Source organism: Bacteroides luhongzhouii (genome assembly GCF_009193295.2).
GTDB classification, from domain to species: Bacteria; Bacteroidota; Bacteroidia; order Bacteroidales; family Bacteroidaceae; genus Bacteroides; species Bacteroides luhongzhouii.
This window is the reverse complement of the sequence record NZ_CP059973.1, coordinates 3,254,297-3,277,758: the sequence shown is the minus strand read 5'-3', so window position 1 is coordinate 3,277,758 and position 23,462 is coordinate 3,254,297. Positions and strand designations below refer to the sequence as shown.

Genomic DNA, 23,462 nt, shown 5'->3' with positions numbered 1-23,462 from the left:
TGTTATGAATTATTAGAAAATCTCCAGGCTAGTATTCTGCTGCTTTTAGTTCCTTGCTGCATTCTGATAATCTTATACTCCGATACATTCACAGACTTCAATTTAGCACATAGCTTTTCGAGATTCTTTTCCTTTGAAACCAAGCTGGTGAACCATCCACAGTTCTTCTGATATTTCTGACTCTCGGAAATCATATTCAGTATAAAACGGATTTCTCCACCCTCACACCAAAGTTCATTCGCACTCCCGCCAAAATTTAATTGTACTTTTTTCACCTTCACACCTTTCAGACTACTTAATTTACGCAAGGTCCCATCTTCCGCTTCCTCCCTAGAGCTATGAAACGGAGGATTACATATCGTAACATCAAAATATTCGTCAGGCATGATAATTCCCTCAAAAATCTTCTGACTGTCTTTCTGAAGCCGCAAGTCAATCTTATGTGCCAATACCGGGTTGCAAGTCACTATCTTCCGTGCATTCTCAATCGAAACCGGATCAATATCACTGCCCACAAATGTCCATCCATATTCTGTGTGCCCTATAATCGGATAAATACAATTTGCGCCTACCCCAACATCCAGACATCTGCATTTCGATTTCTGTTCGTTCACATCCTCGTCCTCTGCCTGCAAATCTTTCACTACCCTATCCGGCTGAATAAGATCGGCAATATAATGAATATAATCCGCTCTTCCGGGAATGGGTGGACACAAGTATTGTTTCGGTATATCCCAGTACCGAATGCCATAATAACTGATTAACAATGCTTTATTTAAAGCTTTTACTGCTTGCGGATTAAAAAAGTTTATAGTTTGTACACCCAGAGGATTAAGTGATACGAATTTCTTAAGTGGAGGATAATTTTCTATCAACAACGGAAAATCGTATTGACCATTGTGTTTATTTCTTATATGTAACTCACCTTTTTGTGCCATGCCGGCAAAGATACAGAGAATCTTCCATTTTTGATACACATACACAAAATAAAAAATCCCTGCAAAGTATAACTTTACAGGGATTTTTTTATTGATTAAAAGCGGAGAGACAGGGATTCGAACCCCGGGTACCTCGCAGTACAACGGTTTTCAAGACCGCCGCAATCGACCACTCTGCCACCTCTCCAAAACTCCTTTATCAGAAGTGCTTTCCGTTGAAAGCGGTGCAAAGGTACGAATCATTTTTAAATCTGCAAACATTCTGATATTTTTTTCGCGAAATAATCGTATTTTTGCAGTCCATTAGCAAGAACCAAAGATATGATATACCCTCAAAATTTTGAGCAAAAGATAGGATTCGACCAGATCAGACAGTTACTAAAAGATAAGTGTCTTAGCACTTTAGGCGAAGAAAGAGTCACAGATATGACCTTTTCGGAGCAACATGAAGAAGTTGAGGAGAAATTAAACCAGGTAACAGAGTTTGTCCGCATCATCCAGGAAGAAGACGGATTTCCCGATCAATTTTTCTTTGACGTCCGTCCCTCACTAAAGCGAGTGCGGATAGAAGGAATGTATCTGGACGAGCAAGAACTATTCGACCTGCGCCGTTCATTAGAAACCATCCGCGACATTGTACGCTTTCTCCACCGAAATGAAGATGAAGAAGAGAACGACACCCCCTACCCCAGCCTGAAACGACTGGCAGGAGATATAGCTGTTTTCCCTCAACTGATAGGAAAAATAGACGGTATCCTTAACAAATATGGAAAAATCAAGGATAATGCTTCCACCGAATTAGCCCGTATACGTCGTGAGCTTGCCAGTACGATGGGAAATATTTCCCGCTCGTTAAACAGCATCCTACGCAGCGCACAATCCGAAGGATACGTAGATAAAGACGTAGCTCCCACTATGCGTGACGGACGTTTGGTGATCCCCGTCGCACCCGGACTCAAACGAAAAATCAAAGGTATTGTACACGATGAATCCGCCAGCGGAAAAACAGTGTTTATAGAACCGGCGGAAGTCGTAGAAGCCAACAACCGTATTCGCGAACTCGAAGGCGACGAACGGCGCGAAATCATTCGCATCCTTACCGAGTTTTCAAACGTGCTCCGTCCGTCTATCCCGGAAATTCTTCAATCATACGAATTTCTGGCAGAAATAGATTTTATCCGTGCGAAAAGCTATTTCGCCATACAGACCAACAGTCTGAAACCTGCCGTAGAGAATGAACAATTACTGGACTGGACAATGGCCGTACATCCTTTACTACAACTCTCACTTGCCAAACATGGAAAGAAAGTTGTACCACTGGATATAGAACTGAATCAAAAACAACGCATCCTTATTATATCCGGTCCGAATGCCGGAGGCAAGTCCGTCTGTCTGAAAACAGTCGGTTTACTGCAATATATGTTGCAATGCGGTATGCTCATCCCCTTGCACGAACGCAGTCACGCCGGTATATTCAGCAGCATCTTTATCGATATTGGTGATGAGCAATCTATTGAAGATGATTTGAGTACCTACTCTTCTCACCTGACCAATATGAAAATCATGATGAAGAATTGCAACGAACGGAGCCTCATCCTGATTGACGAGTTCGGTGGAGGTACGGAACCGCAAATTGGAGGTGCTATTGCCGAAGCCGTCCTGAAACGTTTCAACCAGAAAGGAACATTCGGAGTCATCACCACCCACTACCAGAATCTGAAACATTTTGCCGAAGATCATGAAGGAGTAGTGAACGGAGCCATGCTTTACGACCGCCATCTCATGCAAGCACTTTTCCAGCTACAAATCGGAAATCCCGGAAGTTCGTTTGCCGTAGAAATCGCACGAAAAATCGGGTTGCCGGAAGATGTCATTGCAGATGCTTCGGAAATCGTAGGAAGTGAATATATCAATGCCGACAAATACCTTCAGGACATCGTGCGCGACAAGCGTTACTGGGAAGGAAAACGTCAAACCATCCGTCAACGGGAAAAGCACATGGAAGAAACCATTACCCGTTACCAAACGGAAATGGAAGAATTGCAAAAATCACGGAAAGAGATCATCCGGCAAGCAAAAGAAGAAGCGGAACGGATGCTTCAGGAATCCAATGCACGCATTGAAAACACAATACGCACAATCAAGGAAGCACAAGCTGAAAAGGAAAAGACACGCCAGGCACGTCAGGAACTGACAGACTTCCGAACTTCTTTAGATGCGCTGGCTTCTAAAGAGCATGAAGAGAAGATTGCACAGAAAATGAAGAAACTAAAGGAGAAACAAGAACGGAAGAAAAATAAGAAAAACGAGCCGAAAGCCGTAGTCTCTTCCCCTTCAAGTGCTCCTAAAGTAGTACCGATTGCAGTAGGTGAGAATGTAAAAATCAAAGGACAGACAAGTGTCGGTCAAGTGATGGAAATCAGTGGTAAAAATGCGACCGTTGTTTTTGGAAGTATAAAAACGACCGTAAAAATAGACCGCCTGGAACGTACCAATAATGCACCCAAGACGGAAGGAATCGCCAAAAGTACCTTTGTCAGTAGCCAGACACACGATCAGATGTACGAAAAAAAGCTTAGCTTCAAACAAGACATTGATGTACGTGGAATGCGTGGAGACGAAGCTCTGCAAGCAGTCACCTATTTTATCGATGACGCCATATTAGTCGGTATGGACCGTGTACGTATCCTTCACGGCACAGGAACGGGAATACTTCGTACACTTATCCGCCAGTATCTGGCCACTGTACCAGGAGTCAGTCATTATGCCGACGAACATGTGCAGTTTGGCGGTGCCGGAATCACAGTAGTCGATTTTGATTAACTTGTAAACAAAACGTCCAAAGAACTTGTTCTCATTTAGAAAACCACTACCTTTGTTACAGTGGTTTTCTAAAACGAGAATAAAGCATGAAGAATAATCTGTTAAGCGAAAAGCTTATTTACACAGGAGACAGTCATACTCCTACCCACTTACATCTTTGTACTTACAACGCTACCGAGATGCAGGAAAGTGCTAATGACACCTTTCAAACCATCAAGGGAACACTGACCAGCGATCGGATCAATTGGCTACAAATACACGGAATGAAAGATACAGAGACTATCCGTGAAATTTGCAGTCATTTTGAAATAGACTTCCTAGTCCTGCAAGATATACTGAATGCGGATCATCCGACCAAGATAGAAGAGCATGACAAATACATCGTCCTGATCTTAAAAATATTCTACCCCAACGAACATAAAGAAGACAACGACCTGGACGAGTTGCTCCAACAGCAAGTCTGCCTCATTCTAGGTAATAACTACGTACTTACTTTCCTCGAAAAAGAAACCGACTTCTTCGATGATGTCAGTTCCGCCCTTCGTAATGATGTCCTGAAGATACGCAGCCGCCAAACCGATTATCTACTTAGCGTGCTGCTCAACAGCATCATGGGAAACTATATTTCAACAATCTCTTCCATTGATGACGCACTCGAAGATTTGGAAGAAGAACTGCTCACCATCACCAGCGGCGATGACATTGGTATTCAGATTCAGTCATTACGACGCCAATATATGCTGATGAAAAAATCCATCCTTCCACTAAAAGAACAATATATAAAGTTACTGCGGGCAGAAAACCAGCTCATTCACAAAGTGAACCGTGCCTTTTTCAATGATGTGAACGACCATTTGCAATTTGTATTACAAACCATTGAGATCTGCCGGGAAACTCTTTCCTCATTAGTCGATCTGTACATCTCCAACAATGATTTACGTATGAACGACATCATGAAGAGGTTAACCATCGTATCCACCATCTTTATCCCTTTGACATTTCTGGTCGGAGTATGGGGAATGAATTACAAATGGATGCCCGAGCTCGAATGGCAATATGGGTATTTATTTGCCTGGATTGTAATGGCAATTATCGGTATTATTGTATATTTGTACTTCAGAAAAAAGAAATGGTATTAACAAAAACACATCATCAGCCATGAAATCGATTAAAGAGCTATACAGGATAGGCACAGGACCTTCCAGTAGCCACACTATGGGACCGCGCAAAGCTGCCGAAATGTTTCTGGAACGTCATCCGGATGCTGCATCTTTTAAAGTAACCCTTTACGGCAGTTTAGCTGCTACAGGCAAAGGGCACATGACGGATGTAGCCATTATAGACACCTTACAACCCACTGCCCCGGTAGAAATTGTATGGCAACCCAAAGTCTTTCTACCATTCCATCCGAACGGAATGACATTTGCGGCTCTGGATAACAACGATAAAGTACAGGAGAATTGGACTGTTTATAGCATCGGAGGCGGTGCACTAGCAGAAAACAATGACAATCCAACCATCGAAAGCCCCGATGTATATGGTATGGAAAACATGACTGAAATACTCCAATGGTGTGAAGATACCGGAAAAAGTTATTGGGAATATGTAAAGGAATGTGAGGAAGAAGATATATGGGACTATCTGGCTGAAGTATGGGGCACCATGAAAGATGCCATTCATCGTGGGCTCGAAGCTGAGGGCGTACTACCCGGACCACTAAATCTCCGGCGGAAAGCTTCCACTTATTACATACGTGCTACCGGATACAAACAATCCCTTCAATCCAGAGGACTCGTCTTCTCTTATGCTTTGGCAGTAAGTGAAGAAAATGCTTCCGGCGGTAAAATAGTAACCGCTCCTACCTGTGGTTCCTGCGGAGTCATGCCTGCCGTACTTTATCATCTTCAAAAAAGCCGTGACTTTAGCGATATGCGCATTTTACGTGCGTTAGCTACTGCCGGCTTGTTTGGCAACATCGTCAAATTCAACGCATCCATTTCCGGAGCAGAAGTAGGTTGTCAGGGAGAAGTAGGTGTTGCCTGCGCAATGGCTTCGGCTGCCGCCAATCAATTGTTCGGGGGCAGTCCTGCACAAATTGAGTATGCAGCAGAAATGGGCTTGGAGCACCATTTGGGAATGACTTGCGACCCAGTCTGCGGATTAGTGCAAATCCCCTGCATCGAACGAAATGCCTATGCGGCTGCACGTGCGCTAGACGCAAATCTTTATTCAGCCTTCACCGATGGTATGCACCGCGTCTCTTTCGACAAAGTAGTGCAAGTGATGAAACAGACCGGCCATGACCTGCCATCACTCTATAAAGAAACAAGTGAAGGAGGATTGGCCAAGGATTACAAACAAATGTAATTATAAAAAACAACGGACTATTCCTTTTATAGAAATAGTCCGTTGTCATTTTTATGATTAAAAGTTATTCAGTTGGCGGCCAATTCGTATCGTCTCCATTACTGATATCTTTCTCATGTATCAATCCGCCATCCTGCGTGAAATAAAGCGAGTAGCGCTGGCTACCTTGTTTCACCTGAATCACAGATTCCATCGGATTCTGTGGAAATGTTAACACATATACATCTGTCACTATCCACGCGTTATATTTAGAATCTATAAAAGCCGTATAAACAGCCGGCACCAACTGATCAATACTGTTCAGTTCATTTTCTGTCATCACCCAGTTGGCATTAGCATCAAACCAGACTTCCAATTCATCATTGCTCACCCAACAGTCAGCTACATAATAAGCACCTTTCATCTCCCATTCTATATTCTGGGCAGCCGGATATACCTGTTTCAAGGCCTCCGTAATATTACTGGGCGGAACAAAAGTATCATCATCGTCATTATCACATGCGCCGAAAGAAAGGGCAGTCACAAGCAACACTACTGCCCATGCGCTAAACTTAAATCTCCACATAGTTATCTTTTTGTTTAGGTCTATTTACTGCAACTAGTTAATCATCAGCCTTGATAAATTTTCCTTTCTTATCAAATTTGAAAGAAAGCCCGGTAGACAATTCAATCTCATACCCTTTGCGGTCACGTTCCACTTTCGTCACTCCTTCATTCACAAAATTATGTGCTTTCAGGTAGTTGACAGCAAATCCCGGAACAATACTAACAGGAACAGTCTGTCCTTTCTTTGCACTTACCTCTTCCCAGTTTCCCTTACTGTCAAAATCAATTTCCGTACCATCCATCAATAACACTTCATACTTGGTAGATTCCATCATATCCTTATCAATTTTGATATGAGCAACCTGTGGTTTTGTAAAATTACTATTGATAAAATTACGTGCCGGAAGCGGCAACTGATTCATGTCTTTAGTTATCACATCTTTTGCGAATGAAAACTGCACGGCTACTAGAGCCAGTACAAGTAGAGATAGAATTTTCTTCATGATCGTTATTCTTTTAGCGTTAATACTATACTTTATTCTATGCTACAAATAACGATACAGATTCCAGAAAGATTTAGGAATATTATGAGTTTGCTCTTTTTTTGTATTCTTTAACCATCCTAAAAAACAGGCGGGATTTAATAAACCCCGCCTGCCATTCATACCTCCACATAATACCCCAATAAACTGAATATGATATAAAATATCTGCTGATAATGTCCCTCATATTTCGTATTATCGCACTGAGGTATGGTGGACAAGAACATTTGCAAACGACGCAATGCAGCATCTATATCCCCATTACGGATATCTCGAGAAAGATACGCCACCATAGTATTGGTTTCCGGTGCTTTACTAGCAACATAATATGGAAGAAGACTTTTCATTAAGCCTATTCTTACTTCTTTATTGGGGATATCCAATGTATATAAGTCCAATTCCTCATCATAGTCCTTTATCGTAATATAACCACTTTGATATAACAACGGGATAATGCTTGTCATCCTTTCTGTTGGTGCATCAAAATCCTCTACAGCGGCCTTTTTCTTCCCGATTTCGGAAGGTTCTACTCCAAACTTATCCAGCATCTTTATCAGATATGTAGGCGTACCACTGCCAAACCAATAAGAACCAATCTTACCTTTTTCCATAGCTGTAAGCAGACTGAATGGATTGTATATGTCAGGCGACGGATAAGTAAAGTGATACCCGTCATAATTTTCTTTCAGCCTCATCAAAGCTTCTTCTGGAGTAACCTCCAACTTCTTCGCCAATCCCTCCACATCTTCTTTCATTTGAAAACGTATTTCATCCTCACTAATACCACAGATGGCAGCATAAGGTTCATCCATACTAATATTCTCAATATTATTAAGTTCGCTGAATATACTGAGTTGGGAGAATTTGGTAATACCAGTCAGAAATACATATCGCAGATAAGGATCACACGCTTTCAATGGACTGTAGAAGTTGCGCATGATGTTGCGCAATACATCAAGATTTTCCCGTTCATGCGCCACATCCAGCAAAGGAGCATCATATTCGTCGATAAGTACGACCACTTTCTTACCTGTTTGTTGATAAGCACGCTTTATCAACCCCATCAAACGTTGATTGGGATTAATCTCCTCCTCTAACCTTCCATAAATTTCTTCGTAATTGAATAGTTTCAAATTCAATTCTTGAAATAACTGTTCCTCATCTACATGTTTGGCGGTACTCATATCGAAATGTAGTACCGGGTACTCCATCCATTCTTTCTCCAGCTTCTCAATAGCCAACCCTCTGAACAGTTCTTTATGACCGGAAAAATAACTGTGTAACGTAGAAGTGAGCAATGACTTTCCAAAACGCCGTGGGCGACTTAAAAACATATAGTCAGAAGCCGAATGTGTCATCCGGTAAACATATTCTGTTTTATCAATATAGAGGTAATTTCCCTCCCGTATCTTCGAGAATGTCTGTATCCCGATAGGATATAATCTTTGCAAATTTTCCATATCAATCATATATATATATTATATATACATCACAAAGATAACAAGTAAATCCGAAAACAGGTATTATACAAGACATTATTATTTTTTCTTAAACAGACAAAAAGATAGAGTTAACCAATATCTCCCCTAAAAACAATATGCCAACGATCTTCACAGACAGCTGGCATATTTCACATATAGATACATATCAGTTTTTACACCGATATGAGAGCTAAGTTAGAAATATACCGCCGTACTCTTTCCAACCCGCATTATGTAGGGATTTCATGAATTTATCATGAATCTAGGGACCTACATATTTTTTGGTACTCATTGTGTAACTATCGAGCCTTTTTACGCCTCTTAGCCCACTATGAGCTATTCTTTTATTTAAAAAGTTATGATTTCAATTTTAAAATATCAACGATCTTCACAGACAGTTGATATAGTGGGAAATTCACATCGGCTTTAACCTCCGATGTCAGGGCGTAGATTAGAAATGCGCCGTCGCGCTATTTCTAATCCACAATGTAGGAGAATCATGCTTTTTACAGCATGAAGCTAGGGACCTACATTTTTTCATCTCACATACGAAACACTCACGTGTTTATTACATCTCAACATTTTCAACATTTATTTTATATACCCAAATTGTTTCAGAAAAATCATCTCAAATACTTATTATCATTATCTCTATACCAATCCTTAATAGCTTCTTCAAATGTATAATGAAACTTATACCCCGAATCAGCCAGTTTCTTTCCGCATATATTAGTAGAAATCATTAACTTCTTCACACGAGCAGGACAAATACCCAAAGCTTTTCCCCCTAACGGACCGACAATACTTGCAACTGTCATTAGAAGACTTCCCGGCACCTTGACAATGGTACGTTGTAGTCCCGTCGCCTTTTTCATCGTTTCTACTATTTGCTCGATAGTAAAAGCTGGTTCATATGTACAGTTATATAACTCTACTCCTTCATTATGATTCTCCAAACGATAAAGCATAAAGCGAATCAACTCTTTCACATAAATACAAGCTTTAATCGTATCTTTACGGCCCGGATAGAAAAACTTACCGCCACGGATACCCCAATACAAACGGGTAAAGTTACCATTTTCCCCTTTACCGAATACCACACCTGGACGAACAATAGTAAGTTGTCGTTCGTTCGGCCTTTTTGTCTGCCAAATCGTATGTATTTTTTCAGCTACTAATTTAGAAATTCCATAAGGTGTGTTCGGTGTGGGAAGCGTCTCTTCTGTTTTCAAATCTTCAGCTGCACCATAAGGAGCTATGGAACTGGTAAAAACGATTTTCTTTATCCCGAACTTCTCGGCAAAAGCACATACGTTCTCTGCACCACGAATATTCGTCTCAAAATAAGCCTGATCAGGATGTCCCGGGGTACGATGAACGGCTGCAAAGTTAAAGATGACGTCTTCGGAAGTAACGGGAATATCAATATTTATTTCAGAACGAACATCACAATTGATATATGTAGATTTACCTTCATGGTTATTCTCCACAATATCCAGATTGTATATTTTTGTACCCGGATATAAATTATCAATTAGAGCAATAAGGTGCGTACCGATAAAACCGGAACCGCCAAATATAAAATAGGACATCATTCTATTGTTTTTTATTATATGATAATTCTTTCAATAATTGCTTATTCCAATCCCTTCTCTCTTTATCAAATACCCATCCCCATTTATTAAAATATTTAATCATATTAATCATGTGTATTTTAAGCATTTTCTTATTCTTATAAGAAGCAGCACGATGTGCATGTACAACAGTTACTCCAGGCCAAAATATAGTTTTATAATATTTATGCATACGTCGAGTTATATCTATATCTTCAGGATACATAAAGAAACGTTCATCAAATAAGCCTACCTTGTTAAAACACTCTGTACGGAAAAACATAAAGCTACCTTGGTGATAAGGTATATTCATAGCCTGGGTATGATCATTAAATCTAAGCAAATATCGATCGTCTATTTTACCAATCATTTTCTTTGGCAAAAACCTACGAAAAATAAGATTAACAGGCGTAGGCAATAATCTACAGGTATATTGTATTCTTCCATCGGGATATATAATATTAGGCTGTACTTGAGCCACATCTTCATTTGAGTCCATATAATCAGCCAAACATTTCAATACATCCGGCTCAAAATATACATCTGAATTAAGTACTAGATGATAGATAGAACTTGAATTAAGCACTTTTCTCAAAGCTTGGTTATGCCCTGCACCATATCCCATATTTTCACTACCAATATATTCCACATTAGCATAATTCAAACAAAAATTTTCAATATACTTTTCTTTTGAATTATCTATGATATAAATCTTTGATACAAAAGGAGTGCTTAATGAATGAATACATTTCGAAAGCTCTTCTATATCCGTTTTATAAGTTACAATAGAAACTGTAATCATATTATTCATTAATAGGAGTTATTCTATTAGGACAATCTATTTTCAATCGAATATCTCCCAAAGGTTTGTCCCATTGTAAATGATTTACAAACTTAAAAGGCTTACCTGTAGTTGGAAATACAACAGCCAAGTTATATCCCAGGTTTAATGCAAGAGTAGAGAGGCCTATTTCTCCTTCACGAATCAATAATCTCTTATTACTGACATTCTCACCAGGAAAATGCCCTTGATTATTTTCAACGATTTCATTTAACACATCTGTCGTTGTAAATAGAAAGAAGCTTTGAATATGAGGCATAAAATTTCGACGAATTAAAGTCTGATACATTTTGGTAGAATATGATATTCCTAAAATACCAACATCCGGATTATCTTCCATATACTTAATGTATCCATCCAAAAAAATATCTTGAGATATATCTACAGAACTGTTAGATAGTATTACATAAGAATTTAAGTTTCCTCTTATTCTTTTATAAAATGAAGCATATCCACTAAAATCCATTCCAACATTTGAAACTTCAATAAAATTATCTGAATGCTTTTTTATATAATCCAAATCCTTACATTTATTACTATCAGACATTGTTACAGTCAAATCGACCAACCTACTCTTTCGCTCTTTTTCATATCGCATAAGTTGTGCTTTTAATCCACAAGTAAAAGTCTTCCCATCTTTTAATGTTTTTTTTCGTATGATTGGATACCCCCCCCATTCATGAACACAAACATAAACAGTATCATCTTCTATATTCTTTCGAAGCTTTTGCCCTGTTATTAACAATTCGTCTTTTATATGAAATATTTTACAAACATATTTCACTATATCGTCTATTAAAAGTAAATAAAATCTTAAGGTCGACAACATAACATATCAATTTCTTAATTTAAAATTTTCCTCCAACGAAGAAGCATTATAATTTGAATGATATAACAATATCAAAAAAGGTAACGAAAAATTCATCAATTGAACAGATAAAGAGATTATAAAAAAATAAAGAAACCAATCAGTCATTACTCCATCCTTTCTTATCCTATATAACTTGTAAAATACAAAAGAGAAAAAGAACAAAAAGAGGATCCCTCCCCATTCTGCCCACAATTGCAATATAAAATTGAAGGATACAACCTTGTCCGAATTTGAATAATTCATTAAATGATACATTTCACTTGGAATATACGGCATTACATAGTAAAAATAATTATAAATACCTACTCCCAAGAACAAAGACTTATGAATTGCTAAATTTAATAGTCCTTCTGCCGATCCCCATCTTTCAACCGTAGATCTATCAGCTTCAAAATCAAAAGAAGATACCAATCGATCCATCATATTAAACCCCATCCAGTTTATTTGACTTAACAATCCAATTATCAACAATACAAAAACGACTCTTTTAAAATTCAGTTTCGAACAATTCTTCAAACATATAAAACAAATAAAAACAAGCATTCCAGTTCTTGATATACATAAAAGAACCCCTACAGCATAGAGGACATATAAAACATATCCTTTAAAAGCAGAAATTACATTATCCCGAACCGCATAATAAACTCCCACAAAAGAAAACAAACACATAAATGCATAAAAAGACGCTTCATAAGACAAACCAAATGGCCTGCCTGGAGACTTCCACTCCACACCTTCCGAAAAAGAAGGATTATTAAATAATAGTAAGCACTCTATTCCACAAGCCTGCAATATAACCGCAATAGAGGGAATAATCCCTGAGTATGCCAAATATTTCTTAAAGTAGAAAGGTATATCAACATTTTTCCTTATATAGAAAGAGCGAATATATGACAATAATACAGGATATACAAACAATCTATTTAATGACATAAAACTACGAACAACCGGTGACTCCTTATAAAATGTAGACGGTTTCAAATCGCCTAACTCAATTCTAAATTGTGCTATAAGAATGCTTAGAATAGAGATAATAAGAAACAAGCCAAAGATTTTACCAGATATATTCAATCGGAATACATTTTTTAAACTAAAGCCTGTTAACAAAATCAAGAAAGAAAAAACAAAGAGATAAATTTCAAAAAATGAAAAGGTCAATCCCAATTTTAAAAAACAAGTAGTATTAAAATGTGGAAAAAAAAGCAATGGTAACATTGAAAGATGTATATATTTACCTTTACAGATAAAAGGTACTAACACATAAAAAGACAATGCAAAATATATAAAATAAAAAACATATCCAATCATAAGATCCTTATCTTATTTTTAGTATGCTAATAAGAAAGCTAAAAATAGCAAATACTTTCTTGCCTATTTTGTATTCTATAGAATTCGCAATTTGTCTATATTCTTCCGAATAATAAGGAGTTGAATATACATTCGAATATAATTCTTTATGATTTCTCCACATCTGCTCCCTCAATTTAATAAAATTCTCCCTCTTCTTAGTGGAATAATTTCTGGAATATTTCATTGGCTTAATTCGATAATAGAAATGAACTCCATCCAAGTATTTCACTTTACCACCATCTTCTAAAACGCTTAACCAAAAATCCCAGTCTTCAAGTCCTGCGACCATATTTTCATTAAATCCGTTAACACGAATAAAATCTGATTTTCTAAACATGGAACAGTTAACAAATAAATTGTGCCCCATGAGTTTTTCAATTGAATATGGTTCAAGCTTCTTTATTCTAAAATCTCTTCCAAAGTATTGATAATCACATGCAACCACAGTAACATCAGGATCATCATCTAATTCTTTCACAGCTAATTCCAAATAATTGTTAGATATTTTATCATCAGCATCCAAACAAAGTATATACTCACCTTGAGCAGCATCAATAGCATTATTTCTAGCCTTACAAACCCCTTGATTCTCTTGATATATGTAATGAATACGCCTATCCCTATTCTCATAAACTAGAGAAATTTTTTCTGTATCATCACTTGAACCATCATTTATTATTATACATTCCCATTCCTTGTAGGTTTGTAACAATATACTTTCTATAGCTTCAGATAAATACTTCCCTTGATTATAGCAGCAAACTACAATAGAAACTTTCTTCTGCATATTATTCAGACTATTACAGTTTAACCATATAAGGATTTCTATTGAGTGACAAATATTTCCTACGCTCAAAAGATTTTGGAAATACGGAAGAATACAAAATCTTAATAAACGAAAAAAATCGCACTTTCACCAAAACTATCTTACACAAGAAATTCACTCTGCCATATTTTATAAACATATCCTCTTTTATCCGCTTCATATCATTCTTATAAAGCGTAGATGCACCATTTTCACATTCACATACAGAAATAGTTTTTTCTACATAAGTAAAATTATCCCCTTGTTTCCATTTTTGATAAAAAAAATTATAATCAGCACAAATTTTCAAATTTGTGTCATACATAATTTCTTTCATTACTGGCGTAGATATAAATGTTGATTGATGGAAAATTGGGAATCTTTTGGGAAAATCGTTTAAAGGAGATGGCTTATGTAAATATTTAGCCTTTTCATAAACTGAAATTCTATCACCATAAATTACAGAACAACAGTCATCATATTTTTTGTCCAGAAAAAGCTGACTTACAACATCATTACTATAAAAGCAGTCACCAGAGTTCATAAAGTTTATCCATTTTCCTTTTGCTTTTAAAATCCCTTTATTCATAGCATCATAAATCCCCTTATCAGGTTCACTAACCCAACTAGTTATTTTACTTACATACTTTTTAATTATATCTACCGTTCCGTCCACACTACCTCCATCAATAATAATGTATTCAATATTAGAATACGTTTGATTAATAACAGAAAGAATTGTTTGTTCTATTGTAGATACTTCATTATATGATACCGTTACAATAGTTATTAATGGACTATTTTGTAAATTCATATACTATCCAATTTATCCTATATATAATATTAAAAAGACAAATGCAACGAGCTAAATTATTACACTCCTTCACTCGACATTCACGAAATCATCTGGAAATTTAAATGTTAACCTTAGTACCAAAATTTGTTTTTAAAATACATATTTTCAAATATAATTAAATACAATCCTAACAAACATCTATATGGTAATAATAAATACTCTTTTATCTTCTTCCACAAAGTGCGATCTTTATGCCTAAGTCTTTTTCCTTGAATCGGGAATGCACTCATATTTTCCCACCCACTTCGAATATCATAAACTTCATTATAAGGAATAGCTAAATGAACATATTTCTTTACTATAACAGAGAAAGAGCTTTGATCATGTCTATGTTCTATAAAACCATTAAGATTACTTATATTTGATTTTTTATCAGTTATTAAATCATAACAGCTAGAGTGAACTGCCTCCCACTCCTCTACAAATGCAATAGAACAAGGAGTCTTCCGAAGAATAAAGCATCCCCCCCATAATTGTAATGACATGACTATTTCATCACTTTTATAAACATCCAAATATTCCAGCAGATCGCCTTTTGTATAATCTTTTTCTAAAAAAGGTTGCTCAAAAACCACAATACCAGACTCTATTTTCTCTACAAAATTCAGATATTCTTCAAAACGTTTTTTCCCTTTTATATTCCAAAAATTACCTGCATCAGTCCATATAATAATATCATTATCATTTAATGAATTTAACGTCTTTTTAACCAAATATGATTTCCATCTCCAGTATCCATATCCACGCCTGTATTTTTTATTATGAAGCTCTTTTCTAAATTCTTCAGGGAAATCCAACTCAGTATAAAAATATCTTTCAGTGAAAGGGAAACATTCTGTTTCAGTTTTTATACGTTCCAATGACTGAGCATAAATAGAATTAGCAAAGGAAAGTAAAACTAGTTTCTTCATATAAGTAATATTATTTCAATCTCAGCTTATTTAATCCACAACATAATTCTTGCATCTTTTAAAGTCTAAATTGAGCACTAATAAAAATAGACCATATTTTTCATTTTAGCTACTAACAAACCTCCTGTTATACTATTATATTCTATCATAGCTATCAATCATTGATACAGTAGTACAGTTAGTTACTCTTACATCTAACAATTTTGCATAATTTGCCAACAAATCATGACCTCGAAACAATGCCCCCATTTCTGTGAGATAATCAGTTATTTTAAATTGCTCATTAGTATCAGCTTTTATTATAGGCTTAAGCACAACAGAGTGGTCATAAAAGTGCTCCATTCTATTGCACAATTGATTCTCACTATTTACAAACAAAGAACAAATCATATTATGTTCTACACCATAAAGACTTACATTCTGAAATCCGCTATTGATAGCTACATATATTCCTAATTGTGCAACTGTACTAATAAGAGGCATTGCCAAGTTCTTCTTATACAACCAGTGCCTCCAACATTCAAACCCTTCATATATAGTCGCATTTACAGTAACTATATGAATGTAAGGATTGGTCAATGAAGAATAACGCAGAAAATTCTTTTTCCCAAACCCTTTCGGTATATATAGATTCATATCCCAATCAACTTTTTCCTGAAGAAAAAGAAACAGTTTTTTAACTTCCTCATACCGAGAATCAGCTCTAATATACATAGGATCAGCAAGACAATAGAAGCGAGGCCTTATTCTCAGAAAAGCAGAGTCAAAAGCAAAGAAGTTCATTACAGTAAACTCCACATTATCAAATTCCTTTTTTACCCCTATCTCAGGTAACACCTCTTTCAATGAAGGACCATTAGCCAGTATAACCATACTGCCGGAATAACGTTTTTTATATGAGTATCGTCCACAAAATCCTCCTTTTGATAATAAATTACAAATATACAGCAGCAGGAATATAGTTTGTTTAATATAATTCTTCATTTATTTTTTTTATTTTATTATATATCACTCTAAAATCCACATATATATTTCTATTTACTAATAGAATAAGAATTGTTATCAATAGTATAAATACATAATACAAGGCTCTATTTGATGATAAATAAATAGTAAGAACAAGTATTAATACAGATAGTAATATCATAATTAATAAAGAAGAGTTATTTCGTAATTCAATGTACCTTCTGCTATACAAAACACGACTCAACGCCATTGCAGCAAAGGATAACAATACACTAATAGTTGCTCCCATCAGACTAATATATGGTATAAGCAAAAAATTTAGTAACACAGCTGTCATTGCTCCCCATACACTAGAATAAAAGAAGTACTTACTCGTTTTAGCGGCTGAAAAAACAGCACCGGACATACTGGAAATAGCTGAAAAAACAGCGCCCAATGTCAAAACTGGAATATACATCCAAGCATCAATATATTCTGATGAAGCGAAAATATATATTAGCATTTTGCTACATAAGGTTATTATGATAAACAATAGGACAAGCATTAGGACAACATACTTATATACTTTATTATAAAATTCATTAAATCCCTCTTTCCCATACTCCTCTATTACTGAAATCTGCCACGATGTAGAAAATACAGCAAATAACATAGTAAGAATAGCCGGAAATTTATTTGCAACAGCAAAAAGTCCAATAGCATGCATACCAAGATTGGCTTCCATTATAGGACGATTGAGTGCACTGACCAACCACCACATGATCCCATTAGGAATAAGTGGAATAGAGTATTTCAACATTTCTCTACATCGGTCCCATCTAATTGCAGACAATGAGATAAAGCGATATGCTGTAGAACAAAACAGAGAATAAGCAGTAGTAGCCCAATTCGCCAACACTAAAGATAGAACGAACCCTACTACCCCCAAATGGGGAATCAAGGAAAAGGAAAAAAGTGCTGTACTGGCAGTAAGTACGATACCAGCAACACTAAATACCATTATACGATCTATACTACGGGCAAATTGCTGAAATAACTGTTGACACAATTGGGCTATTAGCAGAGCATATATTAGCCAAATATTTTGAGTAAAACTATTTTCAATTGAATAACAATCTGCCACGATACTCACTCCTACAAATATAATTCCTGTGACAAGAAATGCTATTATTAAAAATGCTAATCCAGATGATAAAAACTCACGTTGTTTCTCGTAGGTTTGCCCTTTAGGAAAAATAAAAATCGACTCCGCAATGCAACATGACACTATACTCAATAAAAAGGTAACATATACATTAATAATATCTGTTGTACCATAATCTTCAACAGAAAGACACCTTGTGTAAAATGGAAGCATCAGTAATCCCACCAACTTTGAGCTAGCATTCCCTATGAACACTAACACTGTATTTTTACCTAATCGTGAATATTTCCCCATTAGCCCAATAGTCAAAAAATCCCCCTATATAATACAAAACTATAATATGCCTTTAAAATAATATTATTTTCGCGAATGGCATATCCAAGATAATTAAGCATTCATTATTAGGATACTTATTAATCATTTTTCTCGTATACCTCCAAAATTTTCTCCGCAAATTCAAAATCCTCAGGCCAATCAATATCGACACCTTCAATTTTATCAACCTGTGCTATATAAGGATTAAAACCAATACGCTGTTTATATTCAGTCCATATATTACGCTTAAACATAAAAAACGCACTCGTCTCAACATAAATAGGTTCTATAACTTGTGTACGAGGAATCTCCTTTAGATCATAATTTAAAGGTTTCCCTTGAAACCAAGTAAAAGTCTGAATTTTCTCACAGCTAAATGCCGAATCATAACCACCATTAACAATCTTATCAAGTGCCAACTCTATTGTAGACTGTTTTATAAAGGGGGAAGTTGTATGTGCTAATATATAAATATCAGCATCCACATTCTTGACAAATTCTTCATAAATATCTCTTCCTAAAGTTTCATCTTGATCAAGATATTCAGGACGTTTTATGAATTTCACTCCCATTGGAAGATATTTTACTATTTCATCTTGACTACAGAATACATAGACTTCATTAATATTTTTCACCTTAACCAATACATCAAGGATATAACACATCAATGGTTTACCACCTAATAACCTAAGATTTTTACCAATTACCCGTTTGCTATTCAAACGGATAGGAACAAATGCGACTATTTTCATATTTGAATACATTTTATAAACAAGAAAAAGCATCAATAATACCCGAAAGCTGATTATTCTCATCAATAACTATCAAAGAATGTATATTATGCTTTCTCATCAAATCCTCTGCTTCCGATAGTTTAGCTGTCTCTGTAATGGTCTTAGGATTCCAACTCATTATCTCTTTCACAGTTAATGAAAAGAAAATATCTTTTTTATCTTGCATAGCACGACGAACATCACCATCAGTTACAACTCCTACCACTTTATTATCATGAATGGCAACTGCTATTCCTTGTTTAGTCTTGCTAATTTCAATTATTGTATCACTTACTTTACTCTCAAGAGAAACAATAGGAAGATTAGTAGACACCATATAATCTTTAACTTTAGATAACAATCTCTTTCCCAAGCTACCCCCTGGATGAAACTGCGCGAAATCTGAAGTTTTAAAATGACGAATTCTCATCAAAGCGCATGCAATGGCATCACCCATAGCCAAAGTAGCTGTAGTCGAGGAAGTTGGAGCTAGATTTAGAGGACAAGCTTCATGATTTACTGAAATGTTCAAATGATAATTTGAATATTGAGCTAATAAAGAATTTGGATTTCCGGACATTCCTATAATAGGAATACGTCTTTCTAATAATAATGGAATAAAACGAAGTAATTCATCAGTATTACCTGAATATGAAATCGCCATTACAACATCATCGGAAGTAAACATACCAAGATCACCGTGATACGCATCTAAAGGATTGACAAAGAAAGAAGGTGTCCCTGTACTGGCAAGAGTAGCTGCAATCTTAGCTCCAATATGCCCAGATTTTCCTACTCCAGTTATAATAAAACGACCACGACAATTGTATATCAAGTCTATAGACCTAGAAAAATCGTCTGTTAGTTGAGGTATTAAGTCTAATATTGCCTGTGCCTCATCTTGAAAGCATTTAACGGCATACTGGTTTATATTATTCATAATAATGACCGAACTACATTTTCAAAATCTTCCAAATAAAGCATATTGGGTCCATCACTCAATGCTTTTTCAGGATCAGGATGAACCTCAAAGAAATAACCATCGGCTCCAAATGCCTTTGCTGCCAATGCCATAGCTGGCACAAATTCTCTATTTCCTCCCGTCTTACCGCCAGCAGCACCAGGACGCTGCACAGAATGAGTACAGTCCATAACAACCGCATCGGTATACTTTTTCATATCCGAAATATTTCTAAAGTCCACTGCAAGGTTATTGTATCCGTAAGTATTACCTCGTTCTGTTAACCATACATTATCATTTCCTGATTCACGAACCTTCTGCACAGGATACTGCATATCATCTCCAGAAAGGAATTGCGCCTTCTTTATATTTACAATTTTTCCGGTCTTTGCAGCAGCAATAAGCAAGTCTGTTTGACGACAAAGAAAAGCAGGTATCTGCAATACATCCACCACTTCTCCACAAGGGATAGCTTGATAAGACTCATGAATATCTGTCAATAATTCCAATTCATATTTTGACTTTATATCAGAAAGCATTTGTAATCCTTTATCTAACCCAGGACCACGAAAAGAATGAATAGATGTCCTGTTAGCTTTATCAAAAGATGATTTGAAAATAATTTGTACTTGATACTTTTTACGTATCCGCAATAATTCTTCCGCTACCTCTTGTAGTACATCCATTGATTCAATGACACAAGGACCTGCTATAAAAAACGGTTTCATGTTAAGCTTGTGATATTATTATAATTAAAAAAACTAGCAATACTATATTTCAACCTTCTTAATACGCATTCTTCTCCCCCACAATCACATTCGCCACAGTTTTATAAATGATATATATATCAAGCAGCATTGTCCAGTGCTCCATATACCAAATATCAGCCTTAACACGTTCCTCCATCTGTAAAAGTTCTCTTGTTTCACCACGGAAACCATGTGTTTGAGCCCAACCGGTTACTCCAGGTTTTATAAAGTGCCGCACCATATATTTATCAATCAACCGGGCATAAGTCTCCGTATGAGCCAACATGTGAGGACGGGGACCTACTATCGACATATCACCCTTAAAGACATTGATAAACTGGGGAAGTTCGTCAATATTAGAACGACGAAGGAAATCTCCAAATCTTGTTTTACGGGGATCATCAGCCGTAGCCTGTTTACTGTCGGCTTCATCATTCACTTTCATAGAACGGAATTTGTAACACACAAAATCCACACCATTCAAACCCGTACGCATTTGCTTAAAGAATACAGGACCGGGAGAAGTCAATTTTATAATACTTCCCACTATGAGATAAACAAAAGGAAAAATTATAACCAGAAAAAGACTAGAAAAAATAATATCGAATAGCCGTTTTAAGATACGGTTCTCCATCTTACCCAAAGGCTCATAACGCAAATTCAAGATAGGCATATTGCCAACCATACTGTGCCAAATACGACGCGGAAAACCTTTGCAAACATTAGGAACACCATGAAAATATAGCAAATGGTTTTCACAATGATTCATAATAGAAAAATTATAACGTCCCTCCTCCATCGACAGAGAACAAAAAACATGTTTGATTCCCGGGTGTGCAGACATAAAATCCGAAAAGCCATCAGGATTACCCAAATAAGAACATTGCGAAGAAAGAGCATCATTCGGTTTAATATCAAAATAACCCACAACTTCATATAGAGAAGACGCCAGAGAACTTTCCATCTCCTCATACAAAACCTGCATATTATTGCCTCCACCTATAAAAACAGCATAACGTCTATGCTTTCCCTTAGCACAATAGACTATCAGGAAATGACGGATAACAATGCGATAAATACTTAAGATGACAAAGAGAAAAGAGAAATATGCAACAAAGAAAAGAGGAGAATAGATAGAGATTCCACTAAAAGTCATGATACATGCCCAAAAGATGGAAAAAGCTATAATATTTTTCAACACGCGCAATACAAGTTGGTCAGGACGAATTCCCCGACTATCCCAAACCCTCCCACGGGAGCCCGAACAGGCCAGATAGCAAAGACTTAACGAAGTCATCATCCATGAGACTCTACAAGAGAAAGGTAAAGAAACAAAAGCTTCCTCCCAAAAGAAAAGGAGAAAGAACAATACCAGGTTCAGAATGATCAGATCTCCCAGAACTGCTACAAATTCTATAAATTTATTGATTTGACTGGTGGTTGATACCATATCACATTAAAGATTGATTTTAGGCACATACTTCTTTGAACTTATTCAGAAAATCTTTTCCGAATAGATTCCAAGAGATAACAATACAAACTGATAGGAAAATAAAAGCTAAAACATATACTTTCCTACTGGTTCCCGAAGGATATAATGGTACAACAGCAGGCTCTACAATGGCAAATACAGGTTTCTCCTCCTGAACTTTAGCTCTGGCAATCTGAAGCTGACCGGCAACCTGACTGTATACCTGGTAAGCAAGGCTCATATCATTCTGCAAGCGTTCCTGTTCGGCACGAACGCTCTGCAAAATTATATTATCATGAGAATCCAGATAGTCTGCGTATTTCTTCTGAGCTGCATAATATTCTTGCTGACGTTCTTTGAAAAGTTTCTCCAAATAAATACAATCTTCTTTCGCCTTGAAAGTACGATAGTCTATTATATATTCCTGCAACTTCTTAACTACAGAGTCGGCTACGGCTGCAGCAACCTTAGGATTCTGAAAAGTTGCAGTAACGGAAATCATTGAGGTTTTCTTATCCACAGAAGCAGTTATCATTTTCTTCAGAGTCTCAATTTTCCTCAAATCTTTCTTTGAAAGCTCAATTGCGCCCTGACTTGTTTTATCAAAAGATGTAATTTCACCTTCCTCAGTAAACAAAGACTTTACCCCACCAATTAGCATTCCAGGAAACCCGATTACATAACTCCACCAGGGAGATGTTTCTTCATCTAAATAGGTGTTCAATGTCATGACTTTATTCTTTGTTACCGGTATATCCATTGCGGAAAGCTCCAGTAAAAAAGGAGTAGAAGAGGCAATATCAGCAGATAAGGAAGCATTCAAGGCATCAGTACCATCTCCCATAGAAACTCCACTTCCTAAAAAGGAAGCAGCCAAACCGGATAAACCACCACCTTTGTTATTACCCATTTCCGGAGAAAGGGTAACTTCAACCGTATACTGCTTAGGGATACTTATTGCAACAATAACACCAATTATCAGTCCAATACCGGCAGCTTTATAGATTTTCTTACGAATACCTATAACCTTACGAAAAAGATCCATCAAATCAATTTCGATCTCCTCATCATTGTGATTATTATGCAACTGTTTTGTTTCCTTTTCAGATGCTTGTTCCATCAAAGTAGACATAAATAAA

At 36.5% G+C, this 23,462-nt stretch carries 20 protein-coding genes, 1 tRNA gene and 1 pseudogene; 3 read left to right on the top strand and 19 right to left on the bottom strand.

The features are described 5' to 3' along the window. Positions 1-2: 2 nt before the first annotated feature. Positions 3-938 (bottom strand): 23S rRNA (adenine(1618)-N(6))-methyltransferase RlmF, encoded by a 936-nt coding sequence (gene rlmF / locus GD631_RS11915; protein ID WP_143257211.1) that lies wholly within the window; start codon positions 936-938, stop codon positions 3-5. A 102-nt stretch (positions 939-1,040) separates the two neighbouring features. Further along, positions 1,041-1,125: transfer RNA gene (locus GD631_RS11910), tRNA-Ser, on the bottom strand. Between the two features lie 134 nt (positions 1,126-1,259). Between GD631_RS11910 and GD631_RS11905 the strand changes: the two genes are divergently transcribed. The 3 genes from GD631_RS11905 to GD631_RS11895 all read left to right on the top strand — a co-directional run bounded on the left by GD631_RS11905 (position 1,260) and on the right by GD631_RS11895 (position 6,128). Next, positions 1,260-3,761 (top strand): endonuclease MutS2, encoded by a 2,502-nt coding sequence (locus tag GD631_RS11905; RefSeq protein WP_143257210.1) that lies wholly within the window; start codon positions 1,260-1,262, stop codon positions 3,759-3,761. 86 nt (positions 3,762-3,847) lie between these two features. Then, positions 3,848-4,900 carry a magnesium/cobalt transporter CorA gene (corA, locus tag GD631_RS11900; RefSeq protein ID WP_143257209.1) on the top strand — a complete coding sequence of 351 codons (1,053 nt, stop codon included), beginning with the start codon at positions 3,848-3,850 and terminating at the stop codon, positions 4,898-4,900. A gap of 19 nt (positions 4,901-4,919) precedes the next feature. After that, positions 4,920-6,128, top strand: a complete 1,209-nt coding sequence (locus GD631_RS11895) for an L-serine ammonia-lyase (protein WP_143257208.1) — start codon at positions 4,920-4,922, stop codon at positions 6,126-6,128. Between the two features lie 64 nt (positions 6,129-6,192). On the opposite strand, the gene GD631_RS11890 is transcribed toward GD631_RS11895, so the two are convergent. The 17 genes and pseudogenes from GD631_RS11890 to GD631_RS11810 form a co-directional block, all read right to left on the bottom strand. Further along, a complete protein-coding gene (locus GD631_RS11890) occupies positions 6,193-6,693 on the bottom strand; it encodes a PepSY-like domain-containing protein (RefSeq protein ID WP_143257207.1) in 501 nt (166 codons plus the stop codon). 37 nt (positions 6,694-6,730) lie between these two features. After that, positions 6,731-7,177, bottom strand: a complete 447-nt coding sequence (locus GD631_RS11885; protein ID WP_143257206.1) for a PepSY-like domain-containing protein — start codon at positions 7,175-7,177, stop codon at positions 6,731-6,733. 161 nt (positions 7,178-7,338) lie between these two features. Next, a pseudogene (locus GD631_RS11880) lies at positions 7,339-8,685 on the bottom strand (ATP-binding protein); the annotation flags it as partial. Positions 8,686-9,320: 635 nt separating this feature from the next. Further along, a complete protein-coding gene (locus GD631_RS11875) occupies positions 9,321-10,289 on the bottom strand; it encodes an NAD-dependent epimerase/dehydratase family protein (RefSeq protein ID WP_143257610.1) in 969 nt (322 codons plus the stop codon). Positions 10,290-10,293: 4 nt separating this feature from the next. Further along, positions 10,294-11,112 (bottom strand): glycosyltransferase, encoded by an 819-nt coding sequence (locus GD631_RS11870; protein ID WP_143257609.1) that lies wholly within the window; start codon positions 11,110-11,112, stop codon positions 10,294-10,296. Position 11,113: 1 nt separating this feature from the next. Beyond that, positions 11,114-11,935, bottom strand: coding sequence for a hypothetical protein (locus tag GD631_RS11865; RefSeq protein ID WP_143257205.1), 822 nt, complete (start codon positions 11,933-11,935; stop codon positions 11,114-11,116). 51 nt (positions 11,936-11,986) lie between these two features. After that, positions 11,987-13,330 carry an O-antigen ligase family protein gene (locus GD631_RS11860; protein WP_143257204.1) on the bottom strand — a complete coding sequence of 448 codons (1,344 nt, stop codon included), beginning with the start codon at positions 13,328-13,330 and terminating at the stop codon, positions 11,987-11,989. A 7-nt stretch (positions 13,331-13,337) separates the two neighbouring features. Beyond that, positions 13,338-14,159: a glycosyltransferase family 2 protein gene (locus GD631_RS11855; RefSeq protein ID WP_143257203.1), complete on the bottom strand. Its 822-nt coding sequence runs from the start codon at positions 14,157-14,159 to the stop codon at positions 13,338-13,340. Between the two features lie 13 nt (positions 14,160-14,172). Continuing rightward, positions 14,173-14,991, bottom strand: a complete 819-nt coding sequence (locus tag GD631_RS11850) for a glycosyltransferase family 2 protein (RefSeq protein ID WP_143257202.1) — start codon at positions 14,989-14,991, stop codon at positions 14,173-14,175. Positions 14,992-15,104: 113 nt separating this feature from the next. Further along, positions 15,105-15,944 (bottom strand): hypothetical protein, encoded by an 840-nt coding sequence (locus GD631_RS11845; RefSeq protein ID WP_143257201.1) that lies wholly within the window; start codon positions 15,942-15,944, stop codon positions 15,105-15,107. Between the two features lie 135 nt (positions 15,945-16,079). Further along, positions 16,080-16,928, bottom strand: coding sequence for a hypothetical protein (locus tag GD631_RS11840; RefSeq protein ID WP_143257200.1), 849 nt, complete (start codon positions 16,926-16,928; stop codon positions 16,080-16,082). After that, entirely contained in the window at positions 16,912-18,348 is a 1,437-nt protein-coding gene (locus tag GD631_RS11835) for a lipopolysaccharide biosynthesis protein (RefSeq protein ID WP_143257199.1), read from the bottom strand. Before GD631_RS11835 ends, GD631_RS11840 begins: the two co-directional genes overlap by 17 nt. A gap of 119 nt (positions 18,349-18,467) precedes the next feature. Continuing rightward, the gene (locus GD631_RS11830; protein WP_143257198.1) at positions 18,468-19,121 is read right to left on the bottom strand and encodes an acylneuraminate cytidylyltransferase family protein; all 654 of its coding nucleotides are present in this window, start codon (positions 19,119-19,121) and stop codon (positions 18,468-18,470) included. Between the two features lie 13 nt (positions 19,122-19,134). Continuing rightward, a complete protein-coding gene (locus GD631_RS11825; protein ID WP_143257197.1) occupies positions 19,135-20,082 on the bottom strand; it encodes a KpsF/GutQ family sugar-phosphate isomerase in 948 nt (315 codons plus the stop codon). Continuing rightward, positions 20,079-20,831 carry a 3-deoxy-8-phosphooctulonate synthase gene (gene kdsA, locus GD631_RS11820; RefSeq protein WP_143257196.1) on the bottom strand — a complete coding sequence of 251 codons (753 nt, stop codon included), beginning with the start codon at positions 20,829-20,831 and terminating at the stop codon, positions 20,079-20,081. The genes GD631_RS11825 and kdsA overlap by 4 nt, the downstream gene beginning before the upstream one ends. 58 nt (positions 20,832-20,889) lie before the next feature. Next, positions 20,890-22,302, bottom strand: a complete 1,413-nt coding sequence (locus tag GD631_RS11815) for an undecaprenyl-phosphate glucose phosphotransferase (RefSeq protein ID WP_152287997.1) — start codon at positions 22,300-22,302, stop codon at positions 20,890-20,892. A 19-nt stretch (positions 22,303-22,321) separates the two neighbouring features. Further along, on the bottom strand, positions 22,322-23,455 hold the full coding sequence (locus tag GD631_RS11810; RefSeq protein ID WP_143257183.1) for a Wzz/FepE/Etk N-terminal domain-containing protein: 1,134 nt from the start codon (positions 23,453-23,455) through the stop codon (positions 22,322-22,324). Positions 23,456-23,462 lie beyond the last annotated feature (7 nt).